Source organism: Streptomyces beijiangensis (assembly GCF_017315755.1).
In the GTDB taxonomy this organism is placed as follows: Bacteria; Actinomycetota; Actinomycetes; order Streptomycetales; family Streptomycetaceae; genus Streptomyces; species Streptomyces beijiangensis.
Map to the genome: position 1 here is coordinate 1 of NZ_JAFLRJ010000598.1, position 4,243 is coordinate 4,243.

General features: G+C 70.6%; 4 protein-coding genes. 3 read left to right on the forward strand and 1 reads right to left on the reverse strand.

Annotated elements, in window-relative coordinates:
- Nucleotides 1–306 precede the first annotated feature (306 nt).
- From J0695_RS37335 to J0695_RS37345, 3 genes are read left to right on the forward strand one after another with little or no spacing between them, the layout of a single operon-like run.
- Nucleotides 307–1,206 (forward strand): alkaline phosphatase family protein, encoded by a 900-nt coding sequence (locus tag J0695_RS37335; protein ID WP_307798882.1) that lies wholly within the window; start codon nucleotides 307–309, stop codon nucleotides 1,204–1,206.
- A 1-nt stretch (nucleotide 1,207) separates the two neighbouring features.
- Complete coding sequence (locus tag J0695_RS37340; protein WP_206969201.1) at nucleotides 1,208–2,491, forward strand: MFS transporter; 1,284 nt, start codon at nucleotides 1,208–1,210, stop codon at nucleotides 2,489–2,491.
- A 31-nt stretch (nucleotides 2,492–2,522) separates the two neighbouring features.
- Nucleotides 2,523–3,545: a TolB family protein gene (locus J0695_RS37345; RefSeq protein WP_206969204.1), complete on the forward strand. Its 1,023-nt coding sequence runs from the start codon at nucleotides 2,523–2,525 to the stop codon at nucleotides 3,543–3,545.
- An 81-nt stretch (nucleotides 3,546–3,626) separates the two neighbouring features.
- Here the strand turns inward: J0695_RS37345 and J0695_RS37350 are convergent, their stop codons facing one another.
- Nucleotides 3,627–4,229: a fasciclin domain-containing protein gene (locus J0695_RS37350; RefSeq protein ID WP_307798883.1), complete on the reverse strand. Its 603-nt coding sequence runs from the start codon at nucleotides 4,227–4,229 to the stop codon at nucleotides 3,627–3,629.
- Nucleotides 4,230–4,243 lie beyond the last annotated feature (14 nt).

The following is a 4,243-nucleotide window of genomic DNA, read 5'->3' on the forward strand; positions in this document are numbered from 1 at the left end:
GCCGCCGCGGCGGCCGCACCGGCACCGCCCGTGGTGAGTCCGAGCGACGTGAGCGCCGCGGCCGCTGCGGCGACGAACGCCGTACGCAGCCTCGGGAGACGGAGTCTGTGGCGGGAAGGGGACATCGGTCCTCCTGGGTGTGGGGGATGGTTCTGCGTCCGGACCCTGGCAGATCCGAGTGAACCGACGTAGACATGACAACTGTCGTACGTTCCCCGAGACTTCACCCAGAGGCACTTCCAGCACAAGGCCACCGTGTCTAACGTCGCGGTGCACCGCCCCCGTTCCCCACACCGGAGGTACATCGTGTTCGGCAGGTCCCCACACCGGTCCCTTCAGCGCCGTACCCGTCTCGCAGTCGCCGCGTCCGCCGCTGCTGCGGCCGCCCTCGCCGGTCTGTGGACCGGCCTCGGCTCCGCGTCGTCCGCCCAGGCCGCGGCCGGAGTACCCACACCCGACCACGTCGTCGTCGTGGTCTTCGAGAACCACGCCTACAACCAGGTCATCGGCAGTTCCAGCGCCCCGTACATCAACTCGCTGAAGACCGGCGGCGCCAACCTCTCCGCCTCGTACGCCGAGACCCACCCCAGCCAGCCCAACTACTTCGCGCTGTTCTCCGGTTCGACCCAGGGCATCACGGACGACAGCTGCTACACCCCGGGCTTCTCCTCCGCACCCAACCTCGCCTCCGAGCTCATAGCGGCGGGCAAGACCTGGGGGAGTTACAACGAGACGCTGCCCAGCCAGGGTTCGACCACCTGCAGCAGCGGCAAATACGCCCGCAAGCACAACCCCTGGTTCGGCTTCAGCAACGTCCCCACCTCATCGGCGCGCACCTTCGCGCAGTTCCCCGCCGACTACACCACGCTGCCCCAGGTGTCCTTCGTCGTGCCGAACCTCTGCAGCGACATGCACGACTGCTCGGTGGCCACGGGCGACACCTGGCTGAAGAACAACCTCGGCGCGTACGCGACCTGGGCCAAGGCCCACAACAGCCTCCTCGTCGTCACCTTCGACGAGGACAACAGGCTCGCCGGCAACAAGATCGCGACCGTGCTGTACGGACAGCCGGTGACGCCGGGGTCCTCGTCGTCGACGACGTACAACCACTACAGCCTGCTGCGCACCATCGAGGACATGTACGGCACCGCGCACGCGGGACAGGCCGCCTCCGCCTCCGACATCACGGGCGTCTGGGCTTCCTGACGTGTACGTAGCAGACAGCCGTTCCGCACCGGCTGCGACCGCCGCCCGGACAGGTTCCGGGCGGCGGGCCGCTGTCGCGCCGACCGTGCTCGCCCTGGGTTCCGTCAGCCTCATCACCGACATCTCCTCGGAGATGGTCACCGCGGTGCTCCCGCTCTACCTGGTGGCCGGGCTCGGCCTCTCACCGCTCGGCTTCGGACTGCTCGACGGCGTCTACAACGGGTTCAGCGCACTGGTCAGGCTGGCCGGCGGACACCTCGCCGACCGGGGCGGACGGCACAAGGCGGTCGCCGTGTTCGGCTACGGGCTCTCCGCCGTGTGCAAACCCCTTCTCCTGCTGGCCGGTTCACTGCCCCTCATCGGGGCGGTGCTGGCCGCCGACCGCACCGGAAAGGGCCTGCGCACCGCACCGCGCGACGCCCTGATCTCCCTCGCGGCACCGCCGGAAGCCCGGGGACGCGCCTTCGGCATCCACCGGGCGATGGACACGACCGGCGCACTGCTCGGACCACTGGCCGCGTTCCTGATCCTGCACGTCGCCGCCGACGGATACGACGCCGTGTTCACCGTCAGCTTCTGCGTGGCGGCGCTCGGAGTCCTGGTCCTGGTGCTGTTCGTGCCCGGCAGCCGGACCGGGACACCGGACACGGCGCCATCGCCGGACGGCGTCGGCCGTTCCGCCGTCTCGCTGCGCGCGGCGGTCGGACTCCTGCGCAGAAGGGACGTCCGCGGACTGGCCCTGTGCGCACTGCTCCTGGGCCTGGCCACGGTCAGCGACTCCTTCGTCTACCTGCTCCTCCAGCACCGGCTCGGCGTCCCCGACCGGTGGTTCGCCCTGCTCCCGCTGGGCACCGCGGCCGCCTTCCTGCTGCTGGCCGTCCCGCTCGGACGGCTCGCCGACCGGGTGGGACGCCGGAAGGTCTTCCTCGGCGGGCATCTGGTGTTGTTCCTCGCGTACGGACTTCTCCTGTCCTCCTGGCACGGAACAGCCCTGCCCTACGCCGTCCTCGCCCTGCACGGCTGCTTCTACGCGGCCACCGACGGTGTGCTGATGGCGGCAGCGGCGGAGGCCGTCCCCGCCGAACTCCGCTCCAGCGGGATGGCGTTGATCCAGACCGGCCAGGCGTTCGCGCGGTTCGCCTGCTCCATCGCGTTCGGCGCCGCGTGGAGCGCCTGGGGGGACCGTACGGCGCTGCTCGCCGCCGCTGTGCTCCTGGCGGTCTGCGCGGCGCTCTCCGCCGCGCTGCGACCGGGCGCAGGGCCACCCATGTCCGTACCCGTATGACATCCACTCGAAAGGCCGCCGTATGACCCCGCTGACACGCAGGACCAGACTCCTCGTGCTGCTCGCCGCGGTCCTCGTCCTGTCGGCCGTCGCGGCCACCACCCTGCTGCACGCGAGCGACCGGGCAGCGCGCAAGGACCGCGCGCAGCCCGGGGGCCCCCGGGTGACGGCCGGTCCGGTGTCGCTCGTCCCGGCCGCGGCCGGGCGCCGCATCGTCTTCCGGAACTTGGCGTGGGGACCGCACAGGGACGAACTCACGAGCGTCGCGGCCACCACCCCGGGCGGAACGCGCAGCGCCTCGGGGGTGAAGTGCCTGCGGTTCTACGCCGCCGCGGGCACCGGCGTCTGCCTGCAGGCCGTGCACGGCGCGGTCCAGGACAGCTACCGCGCCGTGGTCCTCGACGCACAGCTCCACGAACATGCCCACTACGCCCTGCCCGGCATCCCCACCCGGGCCCGGGTCTCGCCCAGCGGGCACCTCGTCGCGTGGACCGTCTTCGTCGGCGGCGACTCGTACGCGGGCACCGACTTCTCCACCCGGACCGCTGTGCTCGACACCCGCACCGGCCGGTTCGACGCCTCGCTGGAGGACTTCGGCGCCATCAGAGACGGCCACCGTCTGCGCGCCGCCGACCTCAACTTCTGGGGCGTCACATTCGCCGACGACGAGCACTTCTACGCGACGATGGCGACCGGCGGGAAGACCTTCCTCGTCCGCGGCGACCTGAACGCGCGCACCGTCACTGTCGTACGCGCCAACGTCGAATGTCCCTCCCTGTCACCCGACGGCACCCGGATCGTCTTCAAGAAGCGCGTGAGCGGACTGCCGGCCGACGCCCCCTGGCGCCTTTACGTCCTGGATCTGCGGACGATGCGGGAGACCCCGCTCGGCGAGACGCGCAGCGTCGACGACCAGGTGGTCTGGCGCGACGGCCGCACGGTCGTCTACTCACTGCCCGGCGACTACGGCGCGGACCTGTACTCCGTGGCGGCGGACGGCTCGGGCGGCCCGCATCGGCTGATGGGGGCCGCACTGTCGCCCGCGTACCTCTGACGAGGTCGACGACCGGACCAGCTCTGTCGACGACCGGACCAGCTCTGCCGACGACCGGACCAGCTCTGCCGGACGTCCGGGTCAGCTCTTGGGCATGAGGACGGTGTCGACGATGTAGACGGTGGCGTTGGCGGTGGGGACGTTGCCGCAGACGACGTTGGAGGTGTCGTTGACCTTGTAGGTGGTGCCGGAGCCCGAGGTGGTGAGGCTGCTCTTCTCCAGGGTGGTGAAGGTGCCGTTCTCGAGCTGCTTGGGGGTGAGCTTCTGGCCGACGACGTGGTAGGTGAGGATCTTGGTGAGCTGGGCCTTGTCGTTGAGGACCTTGTCGAGGTCGGCCTTGGGGATCTTCGCGAAGGCGTCGTTGGTCGGGGCGAAGACGGTGATGTTCTGGGCGTTGTTGAGGGTGTCGACCAGGCCGGCCTTCTTCACCGCGGCGACCAGGGTCGACAGGGCGGGGTTGTTGGAGGCTGCGGTGGCGACGGGGTCCTTGGCCATGCCGTCGAAGCTGCCCGCACCGTCCTTGGGGACCGAGGCGCACCCCGGACCGAACGGCTTGTCCGTACTCATCGCATCACCCGATGCGGTCGCGCTGGGCGTGGACTTCGCCGTGCTGTCCTTGCTGTCGCTGGAACAGGCGGCCAGCGCCAGGGGCAGTGCGGCGGCCGCCGTCACGGCGACGGCCACGCGGCGGAGGCGGA